This is a genomic window from Pseudomonas sp. R3-56, assembly GCF_051132075.1.
Classification (GTDB): domain Bacteria; phylum Pseudomonadota; class Gammaproteobacteria; order Pseudomonadales; family Pseudomonadaceae; genus Aquipseudomonas.
Window position 1 is genome coordinate 6,035,913 of sequence record NZ_CP071657.1, and the last position, 16,717, is coordinate 6,052,629.

A 16,717-nucleotide genomic window follows, 5' to 3' on the forward strand; every position below is an offset into this window, starting at 1 on the left:
TTGGCCGGTATTTTCCAGCTCAGGGCCGTTTTGTACTAATCGGTCGCGACAGATGCAAGCGGGATCGGCGCAGCGGCGTCCTGGCTCGGCCAAAATCGCCGACCGGCATGGTAAGCTCGCGACCTCATTCGCTGCCATTCAAGACCCTTGTGCCGCCTACAAATTCGATATTTCCTACACTTCGATGGCTTCCCCAGCACCTGCTGTCGCCCCGCCCCGATGCCTGCGTGCTCGACTGGTTGTTCGACCAGGGCTCCCTGACCCGGCGCCTTACAGGCCTGTCGGATGACCACTTCAGCGTGACACCGCTGCTGGAAGGCTGGCAGCCGTTGCGCGCCGACGAGTGTGCCGCGCTGGACCTGGCCGAGGGCAGCGAAGGCTGGGTGCGCGAGGTCTACCTGCGCGGTCATGGCCAGCCTTGGGTGTTCGCCCGCAGCGTGGCGGCGCGCAGCGCGTTGCAGGGTGACGGTTTGCAGATGGACGCACTGGGCAGCCGCTCCCTGGGCGAGCTGCTGTTTTGCGACCAGGCATTCCAGCGCCGGGCGATCGAGGTGTGCCACTACCCGAGCGAATGGTTGCCGCCCGAGGTTCGCGCCAACGCGTTGTGGGGCCGTCGCTCGCGTTTCGATCGCGGTGCGTTGAGCGTGCTGGTGGCGGAGATTTTCCTGCCGCCGCTGTGGACCGTCGCTCGCGCCTATTCGGAGAATTGCTGATGTACGTGCAACTGCTCAAATCCTTGAACCGCCTCAATCCGCGGGCCTGGGACTTCGTGCAACTGACCCGCATGGACAAGCCCATCGGCATCTACCTGTTGCTGTGGCCGACATTGTGGGCGCTGTGGATTGCCGGCGAAGGCTCGCCGTCCCTGGCCAATATCGTGATTTTTGTGCTGGGCGTAGTGCTGACCCGTGCCGGCGGTTGCGTGATCAACGACTGGGCCGACCGCAAGGTCGACGGCCACGTCAAACGCACCGAGCAGCGCCCGCTGGTGAGCGGCAAGATCAGCTCGAAGGAAGCCCTGGTGTTCTTCGCGGTCTTGATGAGCGTGAGTTTCCTGCTGGTGCTGTGCACCAATGCGCCGACGATTCTGTTGTCCTTGGGCGGGCTGGCGCTGGCGTTCAGTTACCCGTTCATGAAGCGCTACACCTATTACCCGCAAGTGGTGCTGGGCGCGGCGTTTTCCTGGGGCATGCCGATGGCTTTCACCGCCGAAACCGGCCATCTGCCGGCCGCCGCATGGCTGCTGTACATTGCCAACCTGCTGTGGACGGTGGGCTACGACACTTACTACGCGATGACCGACCGGGACGACGACCTGAAGATTGGCGTGAAATCCACGGCGATCCTGTTTGGCGATGCTGATCGGGTGATCATCCTGACGCTGCAAGGCCTGGCCTTGGGCTGCCTGCTGCTGGCCGGGGCTCAGTTCAAGCTGGGGGGCTGGTTCCACCTGGGCCTCGTGGCCGCCGCCGCGTGCTTTGCCTGGGAGTTCTGGTACACCCGCGGCAAGGACCGGATGCGCTGTTTCAAGGCGTTCCTGCACAACCACTGGGCCGGGTTGGCGATTTTTGTCGGGATTGTGCTGGACTATGCCCTACGGTGACATCCGGGCCGGTGGGAGCGAGCCTGCTCGCGAAAGCGGTGAGCCAGTCAGCGACTTGACGACTGTACAGACGCCTTCGCGAGCAGGCTCGCTCCCACATGGATCAGCTGTTACTTGGCCTTGGCGACTTTCCAGGCACCGTCCATTTTGCCGTCTCCGGTCATATCACCGGTCTGCTTGTCCATCACGAAGGTGTACAGCGGCATGCCCTGATAGGCCCACTGCATCGAGCCGTCATCACGCTTGATCACGGTCCAGTCACCCATGGATTTGTCACCCGCCTCGGCCATCAGCGGTGGCCAATTCGCCGCGCATTTGTCATTGCACGCGGACTTGCCGGCCGAGTCTTTGGCAAAGGTGTAAAGGGTCATACCCTTGTGGTCAGTAAACATGCCGTCCTTCTCCATCGCAGGATCGGCAGCCATCGCAAATCCAGGCAGAGTCAGGGCGGCAGACAGCAGCAGGGTTTTAAAAGAAATAGTCATTTGCGTCATGGAAACCTTCCTTTGCAGTTGTCAGGATTCGGACCCAAAAGCCTAGCCCAAGATCGCCTCCGCTGCCGTCCGGGGAAATAACTGTCACACGACTGCAATAATTCCGTTATCTAATGCGGCGCAAGACAGTTAAATGACAAGAGGATTACCCCATGGTTGGCAGGAGCATTCTGATCGTCGACGACGAGGCGCCCATCCGCGAGATGATCGCCGTTGCGTTGGAGATGGCCGGCTATGACTGCATGGAAGCAGAAAACTCTCAACAGGCCCACGCCATCATCGTCGATCGCAAGCCCGACCTGATCCTGCTCGACTGGATGCTGCCAGGCACCTCCGGCATCGAGCTGGCCCGGCGTCTCAAGCGCGATGAGCTGACGGGTGACATCCCGATCATCATGCTCACCGCCAAGGGCGAAGAAGACAACAAGATCCAGGGCCTGGAAGTCGGTGCCGACGATTACATCACCAAGCCGTTTTCCCCTCGGGAGCTGGTGGCGCGCCTCAAGGCCGTGCTGCGTCGTGCCGGGCCGACCGATGGCGAAGCGCCGATCGAAGTTGGCGGCCTGCTGCTGGACCCGATCAGCCACCGCGTGACCATCGACGGCAAGCCCGCCGAGATGGGCCCGACCGAATATCGCCTGTTGCAGTTCTTCATGACTCACCAGGAGCGCGCCTACACCCGTGGGCAACTGCTGGATCAGGTCTGGGGCGGCAACGTGTATGTCGAGGAGCGCACCGTGGATGTGCACATCCGGCGCTTGCGCAAAGCCCTCGGCGACGCCTATGAGAATCTGGTACAAACCGTGCGCGGCACCGGTTATCGTTTTTCGACAAAGGCCTGACCCGAGCCCTTACCGCCCGACAAGCTGACAAGGACGCGCGCTCAAGTGAATCAAAACTGGCATGGCACCCTGATCCGCCACATGTTGTTGCTGGTGACCGGTTGCCTGTTGATCGGCCTGATCACCGGCTACTACGGCTGGAGCCTGGCCGCGGGCCTGGCGCTTTACCTGGCCTGGACCCTCAAGCAATTGCTGCGCCTGCACGAGTGGCTGCGCCTGCACCAGCCCGACGAGGCCCCGCCCGACGGCTACGGCTTGTGGGGCGAGGTGTTCGACAGCATCTACCACCTGCAACGGCGCGACCAGCGCGTTCGCGGCCGCCTGCAGGCGGTGATCGACCGCGTCCAGGAATCCACCGCGGCGCTGAAAGACGCGGTGATCATGCTCGACAGCGACGGCAACCTCGAATGGTGGAACCGCGCAGCAGAAACCCTGCTGGGCCTCAAGACGCCACAGGACAGCGGCCAGCCAGTGACCAACCTGGTGCGCCATCCGCGCTTCAAGGAATATTTCGAGCAAGACAATTACGCCGAACCGCTGGAAATCCCGTCGCCCACCAATGATCGGCTGCGCATCCAGCTGTACATCACCCGCTATGGCAACAACGAGCACCTGATGCTGGTGCGCGACGTGACGCGTATTCATCAACTGGAACAGATGCGCAAGGATTTCATCGCCAACGTATCCCATGAACTGCGTACGCCATTGACGGTGATCTGCGGTTACCTGGAGACCCTGCTCGACAATGTCGAAGAGGTGAACCCGCGCTGGACCCGTGCCTTGCAGCAGATGCAGCAGCAGGGCGGACGCATGCAGACACTGCTCAACGATCTGCTGTTGCTGGCGAAGCTGGAAGCCACCGACTATCCCTCGGACAACCAGCCGGTGCCCATCGAGGACCTGTTGCAAGTCATTGCCGAAGATGCGCAGGAGTTGTCCGGCCCCAAGCAGCAGTCCATCACGCTTGAAGCCGACCCGACCGTCCAACTCAAGGGCAGCGAGGCGGAACTGCGCAGCGCGTTTTCCAACCTGGTGTTCAACGCGGTCAAATACACACCCGAACAAGGGCGGATCCATGTGCGCTGGTGGGGCGATGAACAAGGCGCGCACCTGAGCGTGCGCGATTCCGGCATCGGCATCGACAGCAAGCACCTGCCGCGCCTGACCGAACGATTCTACCGGGTCGACTCCAGTCGCAACTCCAACACCGGCGGAACCGGGCTCGGTCTGGCAATCGTCAAGCACGTGCTGCTGCGCCATCGTGGACGAATGGAAATCAGCAGCGTGCCCGGCCATGGCAGTACGTTTACCTGCCATTTCACCCCGGCGCAGGTGGTCCGCGGACGGCACTCCAGCCACGACGAATGACGCCGGCGGGCGTTCCCCACTAGGCAATCGCCCGGTCAGCCGCTACATTGGCTGACTTGTGCCTGCCTTTTCAGGCGCCGATTTCCCATCATACGAACATACGGAACCTGCAAAACTCCATCATGGACCCTTCCCCTGGCTTGTCCCTCGCTACACTCTTCGCCGAATTCGGCATGATTCTTTTTGCTCTGATCCTGGTCTTGCTCAACGGTTTTTTCGTTGCGGCCGAATTTGCCATGGTCAAGCTGCGCTCGACCCGGGTCGAGGCCATTGCCGAACAGAACGGCTGGCGCGGGCACATCCTGCGCACCGTCCACAGCCAGCTCGACGCTTATCTGTCGGCCTGCCAGCTGGGTATCACCCTCGCCTCACTGGGGCTGGGATGGGTCGGCGAGCCGGCGTTCGCGCACATTCTCGAGCCGCTACTGGGCGCGGTCGGCGTCCAGTCGCCGGAAGTGATCAAGGGTGTGTCATTCTTCACCGCGTTCTTCATCATTTCCTACCTGCACATCGTGGTCGGCGAGCTGGCGCCCAAATCCTGGGCGATCCGCAAACCGGAACTGCTGTCGCTGTGGACGGCCGTGCCGCTGTACCTGTTCTACTGGGCCATGTACCCGGCGATCTACCTGCTCAATGCCAGCGCCAATGCGATCCTGCGTATCGCCGGCCAGGGTGAGCCCGGCCCGCATCATGAACACCATTACAGCCGCGAGGAGTTGAAGCTGATCCTGCACTCCAGCCGTGGCCAGGACCCGAGCGACCAAGGCATGCGCGTGCTGGCCTCCGCCGTGGAAATGGGCGAGCTGGAGGTGGTGGACTGGGCCAACTCCCGGGAAGACCTGGTAACGCTGGAATTCAATGCCCCGCTCAAGGAAATCCTGGCGATGTTCCGTCGCCACAAGTTCAGCCGGTATCCGGTGTACGACAGCGAGCGCCAGGAATTCGTCGGCCTGCTGCACATCAAGGACCTGCTGCTGGAACTGGCGGCCCTGGACCACATCCCCGAATCGTTCAACCTGGCGGAACTGACCCGCCCGCTGGAGCGAGTATCGAGGCACATGCCGTTGTCGCAGCTGCTGGAGCAGTTCCGCAAGGGCGGGTCGCACTTTGCCGTGGTCGAGGAAGCCGACGGCAATATCATCGGCTACCTGACCATGGAAGACGTTCTGGAAGTGCTGGTGGGCGATATCCAGGACGAACACCGCAAGGCCGAGCGTGGCATCCTCGCCTATCAGCCGGGCAAGCTACTGGTGCGCGGCGACACCCCGCTGTTCAAGGTGGAACGCCTGCTGGGCATCGACCTGGACCACATCGAAGCGGAAACCCTGGCAGGGTTGGTCTACGAAACCCTGAAACGGGTGCCGGAAGAGGAAGAAGTGCTGGAAGTCGAAGGCCTGCGGATCATCATCAAGAAGATGAAAGGGCCGAAGATCATCCTGGCGAAGGTGTTGATGCTCGATTGAGTGTCGATCTGCCCGCAAGTTGAAGGCATAACCACTGTGGCGAGGGAGCTTGCTCCCGCTGGGTCGCGAAGCGACCCCAAAAGCGACGACTGCTTCGCAGCCGAGCGGGAGCAAGCTCCCTCGCCACGAAAAGCCTTCTTGTCATCTCCCGTGCTATTGCTTGCCCAACGCAAAGTTGGGCAAGTCACCCACCGGCTGGTTGAACTGATAGGGAATCGACACCAACCCCAGCCCAGTGTTGCGCTGTACCACGAAGTGCAGGTGCGGGCCGGAGCTGTTACCGGTGTTGCCTGATAGCGCCAGCGGCGTGCCCACCACGACCCGTTGCCCCTCCTGGACGCTCACCGAGCCCTTCTGCAGGTGCAGGTAGACTCCCATGGTCCCGTCATCGTGCAACACGCGCACAAAGTTGCCGGCAGGATCGGTGCCGCGCCCGGTCTGCTCGTTCTCGGTCTTGACCACGACCCCGCCACGCGCCGCGATGATAGGCGTGCCTTCGGGCATCGCGATGTCCATGGCGTAGCGGTTCTTCGGGCCGTAATGGCTGTATTGGCCGTTGGCGCCCTGGCTCAACCGGAACGGCCCGCCACGCCAGGGCAACGGATAGCGATAAGCTTGCGCCGTGCCTGCGGGGTCGCCCAGGGAGTATTCGAACCTTGGGGTATAAGCCAGTGGCCTGCCGGGCCGGGTGGCCGTCAGTAGCGCCAGGCGCAGATTGCTGCGCGCCGGCAGCACGCGGCGGATCGGCCGGCTCGGCGCTCCGCTCACGTTGCGCAACCCGGCGAAGCTCAGCTCGATTTCCACCGGCGCGTAGAGGTCGTTGCGCACGTACACCGCGTCCGCGCCCTTCTGCTTCCTGATGTCGAGAAACACCTGGCGCTCCAGGCGCTCGACCATGCGATCACGAAATACGAACACCTGGGAGCCTTTGCTGGGGCGGTCACTGTAGGAGACCACGCCATTGGCGTCGGTGGATTTGTAGATGGTCATGGCCAAGGCCGGGGTGGCGGCCAGGACAAGACCACAGGCGAACAGCAACGGCACGAGCATGGGCAAGAATTCTGTCGAAATGAAGGCCTGCAAAGCAGCCTAGCAGCTGGGATGGACCAGCGTAGTCGACGGATGTTTCAAAATTGGATCGGCGGTCGGGTTGAAGCTGATGGCCTCATCGTCGGATCGCCGCCCGGAGCAAGCTCGCTCCCACAGTGATTTGTGCAGGCCACACAAATCTGTGCCCTACAAAAAACCTGTGGGAGCGAGCCTGCTCGCGAAAGCGGACTGAGGGGCGCCGCCAGATCAGGCGCCCGGTACGAAGTGCTTCTGCGCCGTGCCGCGGGCGATCAGGCGGGAGATGTAGTCGAGTTTCTGCGGGTCTTTGTCGACGAAGCGGAAAGTCAGTTGCAGCCATTCGCTGTCAGGGGTTTGCTCATGGGCGACGATGGCGTGCAGGTAGCCGTTCAGACGAGCGGTTTCGGCGTTGTCGCCCTGCTCCATGTCCAGCACCGAGCTCTCCAGCACTTGCGGCAGGATGTCGGTGCGCTTGACCACCAGCAACGCTTCCTTGAGGCTCAAGGCCTTGATCACGCATTGCTGGGTGCCGCTGGACAGGCGCAACTGGCCTTGGCCGCGATTGGCAGTGGGTGCGGACGCGGCAGGTGCCTTGACGGGCGGGCTGTTGAGCAAGCCACGTGCCGCCGGAGCGGCAGCCGCAGCGGGTGCAGGCGCGGCAGCGGGCTTGGCAAACGGGTTCGCCGCTGGCGCAGCCGCGGCAACCGGAGCGGCCTTGCCGCCGGTCAGGGCACTGAGCGAATCATTGCCGAACGCCGAATTCATCTTGGTCGGGGCGCTGTTCATCAACGTGTCGAGCTTGCCGACCTTGTTCAAGGCCTGCTTGACCTTGGTCAGCAACTGTTCGTTGGTGAAGGGTTTGCTGACGTAGCCGGAAACGCCGGCCTGGATCGCCTGGACCACGTTCTCCTTGTCGCCACGGCTGGTCACCATCACAAAAGGCATGCCTTTGAGATTGTCCTGCTGGCGGCACCAGGTCAGCAATTCCAGGCCGGACATTTCTGGCATTTCCCAGTCGCACAGCACCAGGTCGAACGCTTCACGGGCCAGCAGGGCCTGGGCTTTCTTGCCGTTCACCGCGTCTTCGATGCGGATGCCTGGGAAGTAGTTGCGCAGGCACTTCTTCACCAAGTCACGAATGAACGAAGCATCGTCCACGACCAACACACTGACCTTACTCATCCAGATACACCTCTAAAAAATCCCGGCAAGCATACCGCCTTACTGATGGCACATCGCCAAAAACCTTCAGTCACGCCGGGACTTTTCGTTCGCGGGTGCTGCTTTTGATTAAAAAAACCGCAAAAAAAAGCCCGACCAGAAGGCCGGGCGCTTTTCTTGGCAATCTTACTTATCGTCAGTTTGACCGGGAACATTAGCGGTTTCGGACGGGGTGCCCTCAACTTCTTCCTTCATCCGCTTGAGCCCCATGTGCCGGACATCGGTGCCACGTACGAGGTAGATCACCAGTTCCGAGATGTTGCGTGCATGATCGCCGATACGCTCCAACGAACGCAGCACCCAGATGATGCTCAACACCCGGGAAATCGAACGCGGGTCTTCCATCATGTAGGTCGCCAGCTCGCGCAGGGCGGTCTTGTACTCGCGATCAATGATCTTGTCGTACTGGGCCACCGACAGCGCCAGGTCGGCGTCGAAACGGGCGAAGGCGTCCAGTGCATCGCGGACCATGTTGCGCACCTGGTCACCGATGTGGCGAACCTCGACGTAGCCGCGCGGCGCTTCGCCTTCTTCGCACAACTGGATGGCACGACGAGCGATCTTGGTGGCTTCGTCGCCGATCCGCTCAAGGTCGATCACCGACTTGGAGATACTGATGATCAGGCGCAGGTCGGAAGCCGCCGGCTGACGACGGGCCAGGATGCGCAGGCATTCTTCGTCGATGTTGCGTTCCATCTGGTTGATCTGGTCATCAATCTCGCGCACTTGCTGGGCCAGGCCGGAGTCAGCCTCGATCAGCGCGGTCACCGCGTCGTTGACCTGCTTTTCCACCAGCCCGCCCATGGCCAGCAGGTGGCTGCGCACCTCTTCCAGCTCGGCGTTGAACTGCGCGGAAATGTGGTGAGTAAGGCCTTCCTTCGAAATCATGGTTTTGCTCCGCAAAAGCTGTGAGCTGCAAGCTTCAAGCTGCAAGCTGATATATGTCGTTACTCAAACCGCCTTTACTTGCCGCTTGTAGCTTGAAGCTTGCGGCTTTACGGCTAGCCGTAGCGACCCGTGATGTAGTCCTCGGTCTGCTTCATGGCCGGATTGGTAAACAGGGTATCGGTGTCGCCAAACTCCACCAGCTTGCCCATGTACATGAACGCGGTGTAGTCGGACACCCGCGCCGCCTGCTGCATGTTGTGGGTCACGATGACGATGGTGAACTTGGACTTGAGCTCGTAGATCAGTTCCTCGACTTTCAGCGTCGAGATCGGGTCGAGTGCCGAGCAAGGTTCGTCGAGCAGCAGCACTTCCGGCTCCACGGCGATGGTGCGGGCGATCACCAGACGCTGCTGCTGCCCACCGGACAGGCCCAGCGCCGATTCGTGCAGGCGGTCCTTGACCTCATCCCACAGCGCCGCGCCCTTGAGTGCCCACTCCACGGCTTCATCGAGTACGCGCTTCTTGTTGATGCCCTGGATCCGCAGGCCGTAGACGACGTTCTCGTAGATGGTCTTGGGGAACGGGTTGGGCTTCTGGAACACCATGCCCACGCGACGACGCAGTTCGGCAACGTCTTCGCCCTTGCGGTAGATGTTGTTGCCGTAGAGGTTGATTTCGCCTTCGACGCGGCAGCCGTCCACCAGATCGTTCATGCGGTTGAAGGTGCGCAGCAAGGTCGACTTGCCGCAGCCCGACGGACCGATGAACGCGGTGACGCGCTGTTTCGGGATGTTCAGGCTGACATCGTACAGCGCCTGTTTCTGACCGTAGAACAGGTTCAGGCCGGGCACTTCGATGGCGACGGTTTCCTGAGCCAGGTTCAGGCTCTGCTTGTCGCGGCCCAGGGCCGACATGTTGATGCCGTGTGTAGGTGCGTCGTGTTGCATGGGAGGCTCCCTGTGCTAACAAATTCGGTTCGGAACGCCTGTGTGGCGGCCCCATGAAATTCCAATGTAGGAGCGAGCCTGCTCGCGAAGGGGGCCTTGAGGCCGCCAAAAGCTTCGCGAGCAGGCTCGCTCCCACAGACCCTCAACTATCCAGTGCCTTGTACTTCTCTCGCAGGTGGTTACGGATCCACACCGCCGACAGGTTCAGGGTCGCGATCACCAGCACCAGCAGCAACGCCGTGGCGTAGACCAATGGCCGGGCTGCTTCGACGTTCGGGCTCTGGAAGCCGACGTCATAGATGTGGAAGCCCAGGTGCATGATTTTCTGGTCCAGGTGTAGGTACGGGTAGTTGCCATCCAGCGGCAGCGATGGCGCCAGTTTCACCACGCCCACCAGCATCAGCGGCGCTACCTCGCCGGCGGCACGGGCCACGGCGAGGATCATGCCGGTCATCATCGCCGGGCTCGCCATCGGCAGGACTATTTTCCACAGCGTCTCGGCCTTGGTTGCACCGAGTGCCAGGGAACCTTCACGCACGGTCCGCGGAATCCGCGCCAGGCCTTCCTCGGTGGCCACGATCACCACCGGTACGGCCAGCAGCGCCAGCGTCAAGGAAGCCCAGAGCAGGCCCGGCGTGCCGAAGGTCGGTGCCGGCAAAGCCTCGGGGAAGAATAGCCGGTCAACCGAGCCGCCCAGCACATAGACGAAAAAACCCAGCCCGAACACGCCGTAGACGATGGCCGGAACGCCTGCAAGGTTGTTCACCGCGATGCGGATCAGGCGGGTCATCGGCCCCTGGCGTGCGTATTCACGCAGGTAGACCGCTGCCAGCACGCCGAACGGCGTGACGATCATCGCCATGATCAAGGTCATCATCACGGTGCCGAAAATCGCCGGGAAGATCCCGCCTTCAGTGTTGGCTTCACGCGGGTCGTCGCTGAGGAACTCCCAGACCTTGCTGAAGTAGAAACCCATCTTGGTGAACGTGCCCATGCCGTTTGGCTGGTAGGCGTGCACCACCTTGCCGATCTCGATCTCCACTTCCTTGCCGTTGGCATCGCGGGCCGTCAGGCTGTCGCGGTTGAACTGCGCATGCAGGTCGGTCAGGCGGGCTTCGATGTCCTTGTAGCGGGCGTTCAGTTCGGCGCGTTCGCTTTCCAGGTCAGCCTGGGCGGCGGCGTCGAGCTTGCCGTCCAGCTCCAGCTTGCGACCGTGCAGGCGGATGCGCTCGAGGCCGGCGTTGATCGCGCCGATGTCGACTTTTTCCAGGGTCTTGAGTTCGTCGGCCAACTGGTTGACCCGCTCGATACGCGCCTGCAACTGCGGCCAGGCGGCTTCGCCCTCGGCGATGACCTTGCCTTGTTCCTTGACGTTGACCAGGTAGCCGTAGAAGTTGCCCCACTCACGTCGCTCCAGAGCCATCAGCTCCGGCGGGGTCGTCTGGTTGCTCAGCCAGTCGCCGACGATCCAGGTGAAATCGGTGCCGTTGAGATCCCGGTTACCGACCTTGACCAGTTCGCGGGTCATGAACTCCGGGCCTTCGTCCGGCACCGGCAGGCCAGCGCTTTTCAGGCGCTCGCGAGGCACTTCTTCTTTTTGTACGACTTCGCCGACCACCAGGTGCGCCGGCATGCCCGGTACGTTGTAGCTGGCGTGGATCAGGTCGGCCGGCCAGAAGTGGCCCAGGCCGCGCACGGCAATCACCGCCAACAGGCCAATGGTCATGATGACCGCGATGGACACCGCGCCACCGCTGATCCAGACGCCCGGGGCGCCGCTCTTGAACCATCCTTTCAGGGAGTTCTGTTTCACAGACTTCTACCTTTCTTAAAGCGACGAATATTTCTTGCGCAGACGCTGACGGATCAGCTCGGCGAGGGTGTTCATGACGAAGGTGAACAACAGCAGCACCAAGGCCGACAGGAACAGCACGCGGTAATGGCTGCCGCCGACTTCCGACTCGGGCATCTCCACCGCGACGTTGGCCGCCAGGGTGCGCAGGCCTTCGAACAGGTTCATTTCCATGACTGGGGTGTTGCCGGTGGCCATCAGCACGATCATCGTCTCGCCCACCGCCCGGCCCATGCCGATCATCAGCGCCGAGAAGATGCCCGGGCTGGCGGTGAGGATGACCACGCGGGTCATGGTCTGCCATGGGGTAGCGCCCAGGGCCAGCGAGCCCAGGGTCAGGCCGCGAGGCACACTGAACACGGCGTCTTCGGCAATCGAGTAAATGTTCGGGATGACCGCGAAGCCCATCGCCAGGCCGACCACCAGGGCGTTGCGCTGGTCGTAGGTGATGCCCAGGTCATGGGAGATCCACATGCGCATGTCGCCGCCGAAGAACCAGGCTTCCATGTACGGGCTCATGTACAGCGAGAGCCAGCCGACGAACAGGATCACCGGGATCAGCAAGGCACTTTCCCAGCCGTCCGGCACGCGCAGGCGAATGGATTCCGGCAGGCGGCTGAAAGCGAAACCGGCGACCAGGATGCCGATCGGCAGCAACATCAGCAGGCTGAAGATGCCCGGCAGATGCCCTTCGACGTACGGCGCCAGGAACAGACCGGCGAAGAAACCGAGGATCACCGTCGGCATCGCCTCCATCAGCTCGATCACCGGCTTGACCTTGCGGCGCATGCCCGGGGCCATGAAGTAGGCGGTGTAGATCGCTGCGGCAACCGCCAGCGGCGCGGCCAGAAGCATCGCGTAGAACGCCGCTTTCAGGGTGCCGAAGGTCAGCGGCGACAGGCTCAGCTTGGGTTCGAAGTCGGTGTTGGCGGCAGTCGATTGCCAGACGTACTTGGGCTCATCGTAGTTTTCGTACCAGACCTTGCTCCACAAGGCGCTCCACGAGACTTCCGGGTGTGGGTTCTCCAGGACCAGCGGTTGCAGCTTGCCGCCCTGCTCCACGATCAGGCGGTTGGCCCGTGGCGACATGCCGAACAGGCCTTGGCCATCGACTACCTGATCAACCAGCAAGGTGCGGTGGGCAGTACTGTGGAACACGCCGAGCTTGCCGGCGGCGTCGAGCGCAACGAAACCCTTGCGACGCTCTTCGGCACTGATCTCGACGATGGGCGCGCTGCCCATCTGGAAGGTACGAATCTGTTTGAAACGCAGCTCGCCGTCCGGATCGCGAGCCATGAACCACTGGGCCAGGCCGCCCTTGGAATCACCGATGATCAGCGATATGCCACCGACCAACTGGGCAACGGCGGTGACCTGGGCGTCAGCGTTCTCGAGCAGCTTGTAGCGACCGTTGAGGCTCTTGTCCCGCAGGCTGAACACATCGGCCTGGGCGCGCCCGTTGACCACATACAGCCACTGCTGGCGCGGGTCGACGAAAATGTTTTTTACCGGCTCGGTCATCTGCGGCAGATCGATACGCGTCTGCTCGCTGGTGATTTCACCGGTCATCATGTTTTCTTCGCTGGTGAGCGACAACACATAGAGCTGCGCGCCGCTGGAGCCAGCCAGCAGCAACGTCGAATCGGTAGCGTTGAGGCTGACATGCTCCAGGGCCGCGCCCTGCTCGTTCAACGCGATCGGCGCTTCACCGTAAGGGTATTCGATGGCCGGAGAGATGGTTTTCTTGCCGTCGGGGTAGCTGACTTTATAAGTGTGGCGGAACACCAGGGCCTGGCCATTGGACAAGCCGATCGCCACCAGCGGGCTGCCGGGCTGATCTTCACCGATGGACGTCACAGTGGCGCCGGCCGGGATCGGCAGGTCGACACGCCGCAGTTCGGCACCGCTGTCGAGGTTGTAGAACAGCGCCACGCCCTTGTCGGAAACCCGCATCGCCACCTGGTTCTGTTCTTCGATGGCGATCATCAGCGGCTTGCCGGCGTCTTGCATCCAGGCAGGGGTAATCGAGTCCTTGGCGGTCAGGTCCGCGCCCTGGAACAGCGGCAGTACCACGTAGGCCAGGAAGAAAAAAATCAAAGTAATGGCGGCGAGGACGGCGAGGCCGCCAACCAGCACGTACCAACGGGTGAGGCGATCCTTGAGCGCGCGGATGCGGCGCTTGCGTTGCAGCTCAGGCGTATTGAAGTCAATGCGCTTGGGAGGGGAAGTCGTAGTCATTGTGGAGTTGGCCAGATCATTCATGCGCACACCCTAGCGATCCTGTATGACAGAAAGATGACAGTGAAGTGACGCAACAAATCCGCCGCCGGTGGGAACCGGCAGCGGATGGAAATTTGGTCTGTGGCAGCGAGCAAGCTCGCTCCCACAGGGGCCTGGGCTCAGGCGTTACTGCTTGGCGACGTTGCCGCCTTCCTGCAGACCCAGGTCAGCCAGTGCCTTGGCGGCGACTTTGGCTGGAACCGGGATGTAGCCGTCCTTGACCACGACTTCCTGGCCCTGCTTGGACAGGATCAGCTTGACGAACTCGGCTTCCAGCGGGGCCAGAGGCTTGTTCGGTGCCTTGTTGACGTAGACGTAGAGGAAACGCGACAGCGGATACTTGCCGTTCAGGGCGTTTTCTTCGGTGTCCTCGACGAACTCGCCGCCTTCCTTCTTGGCCAGGGCAACGGTTTTCACGCTGGCGGTCTTGTAGCCGATACCCGAGTAGCCGATGCCGTTAAGCGAGCTGCTGATCGACTGCACAACCGAAGCCGAACCTGGTTGTTCGTTGACGTTTGGCTTGTAGTCGCCTTTGCACAGGGCTTCTTCCTTGAAGTAGCCGTAGGTGCCGGACACCGAGTTGCGGCCAAACAGCTGGACTGGCTTGTTGGCCAGGTCGCCGGTCACGCCCAGGTCGCCCCAGGTCTTGACGTCAGCCTTGGCGCCGCACAGGCGAGTCGAGGAGAAGATCGCATCGACCTGAGCCATGGTCAGGTGCTTGATCGGGTTGTCCTTGTGCACGAATACCGCCAAGGCATCCACGGCAACCGGGATAGCGGTTGGCTTGTAGCCGTACTTGGTTTCGAAGGCCTGCAGCTCGTTGTCCTTCATCTTGCGGCTCATCGGGCCGAGGTTGGCGGTGCCTTCGGTGAGTGCGGGCGGCGCGGTGGAAGAACCGGCGGCCTGGATCTGGATGTTGACGTTCGGGTATTCCTTCTTGTAGTTCTCTGCCCACAAGGTCATCAGGTTAGCCAGGGTATCGGAGCCGACGCTGGACAGGTTGCCCGACACACCAGTGGTCTTGGTGTAGCTCGGGATCGCAGGGTCAACAGCGGCAACCGCGTTGGCAGTCGCGACGCCAGCAGCGACAAACGTCATTGCCGCCATCAAACGCTTCAGTTTCATGCCTTACTCCTAGCAGATAGGGTGTGTTAAGTCGGCCAAGTATCGATAAGCCGTATGAACACTCTATGGCTGAAATATGACAATTGGATGAAAGGCCAGCATCAGCTTTTGCAGGATGATTCATGGTGCGCCCATCGCGAGCAAGCTCGCTCCCACAGAGGATATGCGATAAACACCGAACCCTGTGGGAGCGAGCTTGCTCGCGATGAGGCCAGTACAGGCAGTGAAAGACCAGGGCCTAGCGGCCCTTCTTCCAGAGGTACCCACCGATCACCATCCCGATCCCGCAGATGATCGCCACGTAGTACGCCGGCCCCATCGGGCTCTCTTTCAACAGCAGGGTCACGATCATCGGGGTCAGCCCGCCGAAGATCGCGTAGGCCAGGTTGTAGGAGAACGACAGTCCGCTGAAGCGCACCACGGCCGGGAAGGCATTGACCATGACGTAGGGCACCGCGCCGATGGTACCCACCAGCAATCCGCTCAAGGCGTAGAGCGGGAACAACCACTCGGGGTGCTCGAACAGGCTGTGGTAGAAGGTCCAGAAGGTGACCAGCAGCAAGCCACTACCAAAGACGAACACCCGGCCGGCGCCGAAGCGGTCAGCCAGCACACCCGCGCCGATACAGCCGAAACTGAGGAATACGATCGCCAGGCTATTGGCCTGCAACGCGGTGGTCGGGCTGAAGTGATACACGGTCTGCAGCACGGTGGGTGTCATCAGGATCACCACGATGACGCCCGCCGACAGCAGCCAGGTCAGCAGCATCGAAATGGCGATGGCGCCGCGATGATCACGCAGCACCGCGCGCAACGGCACTTCTTCGGCCAGGGCCTTGCGCAATTGCAGCTCGGCGAATACCGGGGTTTCGTGAAGCCAGCGGCGCAGGTACACCGAAAACAGTCCGAACACGCCGCCCAGCAGGAACGGAATCCGCCAGGCGTAATCCGCCACTTCCACCGACGTATAGATGCTGTTGATGGCCGTGGCGACCAGCGAACCCAGCAAAATCCCCGCCGTCAGGCCGCAGGTCAGCGTGCCGCAGGCATAGCCGATGTGGCGCGCCGGCACGTGTTCGGAAACGAATACCCAGGCGCCTGGCACTTCGCCGCCAATCGCGGCGCCCTGGATTACCCGCATCAACAGCAACAGAATCGGCGCCCACATGCCAATCTGCGCGTAAGTAGGCAGCAGACCCATGATCAGGGTTGGCACGGCCATCATGAAGATGCTCAGGGTGAACATCTTCTTGCGTCCCAGCAGGTCGCCGAAGTGGGCCATGATGATCCCGCCCAGCGGCCGGGCCAGATAACCGGCGGCAAAGATGCCGAACGTCTGCATCAGGCGCAGCCACTCGGGCATCTCGGCGGGGAAGAACAATTTGCCGACCACGGTGGCAAAGAATACGAAAATGATGAAATCGTAGAACTCCAGCGCACCGCCCAAGGCAGAAAGCGACAGGGTCTTGTAGTCGTTACGGGTCAGCGGACGGGCGGGTTGTGCGGGTGTCGCCGTGCTCGAAGGCGCAGTGGTCATGGCAAGGGCTTCTCTTATAGTCGATTCTG

At 61.7% G+C, this 16,717-nt stretch carries 14 protein-coding genes; 5 read left to right on the forward strand and 9 right to left on the reverse strand.

Annotation, left to right across the window (positions count from 1 at the left end):
* The first annotated feature begins 107 nt into the window (after nucleotides 1-107).
* Together J3P96_RS27315 and ubiA are read left to right on the forward strand one after the other, a co-directional pair.
* Nucleotides 108-713 carry a chorismate lyase gene (locus J3P96_RS27315; RefSeq protein ID WP_434654369.1) on the forward strand — a complete coding sequence of 202 codons (606 nt, stop codon included), beginning with the start codon at nucleotides 108-110 and terminating at the stop codon, nucleotides 711-713.
* Nucleotides 713-1,603, forward strand: a complete 891-nt coding sequence (ubiA, locus tag J3P96_RS27320) for a 4-hydroxybenzoate octaprenyltransferase (RefSeq protein ID WP_434654371.1) — start codon at nucleotides 713-715, stop codon at nucleotides 1,601-1,603. The genes J3P96_RS27315 and ubiA overlap by 1 nt, the downstream gene beginning before the upstream one ends.
* Before the next feature lie 110 nt (nucleotides 1,604-1,713).
* Here ubiA and J3P96_RS27325 read toward each other — a convergent pair whose 3' ends face one another.
* Nucleotides 1,714-2,097 (reverse strand): COG4315 family predicted lipoprotein, encoded by a 384-nt coding sequence (locus J3P96_RS27325; protein ID WP_434654374.1) that lies wholly within the window; start codon nucleotides 2,095-2,097, stop codon nucleotides 1,714-1,716.
* A 152-nt stretch (nucleotides 2,098-2,249) separates the two neighbouring features.
* Between J3P96_RS27325 and phoB the strand changes: the two genes are divergently transcribed.
* From phoB to J3P96_RS27340, 3 genes are all read left to right on the forward strand, one after another.
* The gene (gene phoB, locus J3P96_RS27330) at nucleotides 2,250-2,939 is read left to right on the forward strand and encodes a phosphate regulon transcriptional regulator PhoB (protein WP_003177195.1); all 690 of its coding nucleotides are present in this window, start codon (nucleotides 2,250-2,252) and stop codon (nucleotides 2,937-2,939) included.
* Nucleotides 2,940-3,020: 81 nt separating this feature from the next.
* A complete protein-coding gene (gene phoR / locus J3P96_RS27335) occupies nucleotides 3,021-4,307 on the forward strand; it encodes a phosphate regulon sensor histidine kinase PhoR (protein ID WP_434658352.1) in 1,287 nt (428 codons plus the stop codon).
* 122 nt (nucleotides 4,308-4,429) lie between these two features.
* On the forward strand, nucleotides 4,430-5,770 hold the full coding sequence (locus J3P96_RS27340; protein WP_186611377.1) for a hemolysin family protein: 1,341 nt from the start codon (nucleotides 4,430-4,432) through the stop codon (nucleotides 5,768-5,770).
* 153 nt (nucleotides 5,771-5,923) lie between these two features.
* Here J3P96_RS27340 and J3P96_RS27345 read toward each other — a convergent pair whose 3' ends face one another.
* From J3P96_RS27345 to J3P96_RS27380, 8 genes are all read right to left on the reverse strand, one after another.
* Complete coding sequence (locus tag J3P96_RS27345) at nucleotides 5,924-6,820, reverse strand: peptidoglycan DD-metalloendopeptidase family protein (protein WP_434626772.1); 897 nt, start codon at nucleotides 6,818-6,820, stop codon at nucleotides 5,924-5,926.
* 246 nt (nucleotides 6,821-7,066) lie between these two features.
* Nucleotides 7,067-8,020 (reverse strand): response regulator, encoded by a 954-nt coding sequence (locus J3P96_RS27350; protein WP_305497677.1) that lies wholly within the window; start codon nucleotides 8,018-8,020, stop codon nucleotides 7,067-7,069.
* Between the two features lie 165 nt (nucleotides 8,021-8,185).
* Nucleotides 8,186-8,947, reverse strand: coding sequence for a phosphate signaling complex protein PhoU (phoU, locus tag J3P96_RS27355; RefSeq protein WP_072397242.1), 762 nt, complete (start codon nucleotides 8,945-8,947; stop codon nucleotides 8,186-8,188).
* A 113-nt stretch (nucleotides 8,948-9,060) separates the two neighbouring features.
* Nucleotides 9,061-9,894 (reverse strand): phosphate ABC transporter ATP-binding protein PstB, encoded by an 834-nt coding sequence (gene pstB / locus J3P96_RS27360; protein WP_434570575.1) that lies wholly within the window; start codon nucleotides 9,892-9,894, stop codon nucleotides 9,061-9,063.
* A gap of 142 nt (nucleotides 9,895-10,036) precedes the next feature.
* Nucleotides 10,037-11,707, reverse strand: coding sequence for a phosphate ABC transporter permease PstA (pstA, locus tag J3P96_RS27365; RefSeq protein ID WP_434602405.1), 1,671 nt, complete (start codon nucleotides 11,705-11,707; stop codon nucleotides 10,037-10,039).
* Between the two features lie 15 nt (nucleotides 11,708-11,722).
* Entirely contained in the window at nucleotides 11,723-13,756 is a 2,034-nt protein-coding gene (locus J3P96_RS27370) for an ABC transporter permease subunit (protein ID WP_434631563.1), read from the reverse strand.
* Nucleotides 13,757-14,152: 396 nt separating this feature from the next.
* Nucleotides 14,153-15,151: a phosphate ABC transporter substrate-binding protein PstS gene (locus tag J3P96_RS27375; protein WP_250963871.1), complete on the reverse strand. Its 999-nt coding sequence runs from the start codon at nucleotides 15,149-15,151 to the stop codon at nucleotides 14,153-14,155.
* 238 nt (nucleotides 15,152-15,389) lie between these two features.
* Nucleotides 15,390-16,688, reverse strand: coding sequence for an MFS transporter (locus J3P96_RS27380; protein ID WP_434654379.1), 1,299 nt, complete (start codon nucleotides 16,686-16,688; stop codon nucleotides 15,390-15,392).
* Between the last annotated feature and the right edge of the window lie 29 nt (nucleotides 16,689-16,717).

Coding starts and splice junctions, on each gene's coding strand:
- J3P96_RS27380 (WP_434654379.1), bottom strand. CDS start 16,688: ATGACCACTGCGCCTTCGAGCACGGCGACACCCGCACAACCCGCCCGT.
- J3P96_RS27350 (WP_305497677.1), bottom strand. CDS start 8,020: ATGAGTAAGGTCAGTGTGTTGGTCGTGGACGATGCTTCGTTCATTCGT.
- pstB (WP_434570575.1), bottom strand. CDS start 9,894: ATGCAACACGACGCACCTACACACGGCATCAACATGTCGGCCCTGGGC.
- J3P96_RS27375 (WP_250963871.1), bottom strand. CDS start 15,151: ATGAAACTGAAGCGTTTGATGGCGGCAATGACGTTTGTCGCTGCTGGC.
- J3P96_RS27345 (WP_434626772.1), bottom strand. CDS start 6,820: ATGCTCGTGCCGTTGCTGTTCGCCTGTGGTCTTGTCCTGGCCGCCACC.
- phoR (WP_434658352.1), top strand. CDS start 3,021: ATGTTGTTGCTGGTGACCGGTTGCCTGTTGATCGGCCTGATCACCGGC.
- ubiA (WP_434654371.1), top strand. CDS start 713: ATGTACGTGCAACTGCTCAAATCCTTGAACCGCCTCAATCCGCGGGCC.
- phoU (WP_072397242.1), bottom strand. CDS start 8,947: ATGATTTCGAAGGAAGGCCTTACTCACCACATTTCCGCGCAGTTCAAC.
- J3P96_RS27370 (WP_434631563.1), bottom strand. CDS start 13,756: ATGCAAGACGCCGGCAAGCCGCTGATGATCGCCATCGAAGAACAGAAC.
- phoB (WP_003177195.1), top strand. CDS start 2,250: ATGGTTGGCAGGAGCATTCTGATCGTCGACGACGAGGCGCCCATCCGC.
- J3P96_RS27325 (WP_434654374.1), bottom strand. CDS start 2,097: ATGACGCAAATGACTATTTCTTTTAAAACCCTGCTGCTGTCTGCCGCC.
- J3P96_RS27340 (WP_186611377.1), top strand. CDS start 4,430: ATGGACCCTTCCCCTGGCTTGTCCCTCGCTACACTCTTCGCCGAATTC.
- J3P96_RS27315 (WP_434654369.1), top strand. CDS start 108: ATGGTAAGCTCGCGACCTCATTCGCTGCCATTCAAGACCCTTGTGCCG.